This window comes from Kineosporia sp. NBRC 101677, assembly GCF_030269265.1.
Classification (GTDB): domain Bacteria; phylum Actinomycetota; class Actinomycetes; order Actinomycetales; family Kineosporiaceae; genus Kineosporia; species Kineosporia rhizophila.
In genome coordinates, this window is record NZ_BSTA01000037.1 from 1 (window position 1) to 1,312 (window position 1,312).

General features: G+C 66.2%; 1 protein-coding gene. It reads left to right on the plus strand.

The genetic code is table 11. The features are described 5' to 3' along the window. The first annotated feature begins 127 nt into the window (after positions 1-127). Positions 128-1,282, plus strand: a complete 1,155-nt coding sequence (locus QSK18_RS35620) for an IS630 family transposase (protein WP_285628980.1) — start codon at positions 128-130, stop codon at positions 1,280-1,282. Positions 1,283-1,312 lie beyond the last annotated feature (30 nt).

A 1,312-nucleotide genomic window follows, 5' to 3' on the forward strand; every position in this document is an offset into this window, starting at 1 on the left:
GCTAGTGCGGTGACCACATAGGTTGCCCGGGTTTGTGACACGCCGGGGCCCAGTCCCGGTGTGATGGCCGTCAGGCCATCACGCTGATCTCTCACAGTCCGAACTGGTGTGAGAGGTGTGGTGCGCGATGGCGGGGCCGGTCAGGGCCAGGCGGTTGAGCGAGGACGAAGGACGCCGGCTGCAGCAGATTGTGCGCCGGGGTAAGCATGGAACGATCCGGATGCGCCGAGCCATGATGATCATGGCCTCGGCTTCCGGGACCCCGGTGCCGGCGATCGCCCGGCTGGTCGCGGCGGACGAGGACACCGTCCGCAAGCTGATCCACGATTTCAACGATCGGGGGCTGGCCTGCCTGGACCCTCGCTGGGCGGGAGGCCGTCCCCGCCTGATCAGTGACGCCGACATCGAGTTCATCGTCACGACGGCCACCACCAGACCGAAGAAGCTGCGTCTGCCGTTCACGAGGTGGAGCATCCGCAAGCTCGCCGCGTATCTGAAAGGCAGCTTCGCCAAGGTCGACCCGGCTATGAAACCGGGACGGCTCATCGTGCTGGAACGTGAACGCCTGCGGCAGGTCCTCAAGGCCCAGGCGATCACGTTCCAGCGGACCCGCACCTGGAAAGAATCACCAGATCCCGAGTTCGAGACCAAGCTGAACCGGATCGAGCACGTCACCACCGACTTCCCGGACCGGTGCTTCGCGTTCGACCAGTTCGGGCCCCTGGCCATCCGCCCGCACCACGGCTCGACCTGGAACCACGCTAAGACACCCGACCGGTTACCGGCGACCTACCGGCGAACCCACGGAATCCGCTACTTCCATGGCTGTTACAGCCTCGGCGACGACCAACTGTGGGGCATCAACCGCCACCGTAAGTCCGGCGCGAACACCCTGGCCGCGATCAAGTCCATCCGGGCGGCTCGCCCGGATGGCGCACCGATCTACGTCATCCTGGACAACCTCTCCGCGAACACCACACCAGCAGTGCGCAAGTGGTGCGCCGCGCACAACGTCGAGCTCTGTCTGACCCCGACCTACGCGTCCTGGGCCAACCCGATCGAGGCCCAGTTCGGACCCTTGCGGATGTTCACCATGGCCGCCTCGAACTACCCCAACCACGTCGTCTTGGCCCGTGACCTGCAAGCCCACCTGCGCTGGCGCAACGCCAACGCCCGCCACCCAGACATCCTGGCCGCTCAACGCCGCGAACGAGCACGCATCCGTGCCGAGAAAGGCCTGCGCTGGGGCCGACCACGAGGTCAAGCCGCTACCGCGGCCTGACCCGGCCAACGTTCGTGGTCATCGCACTAG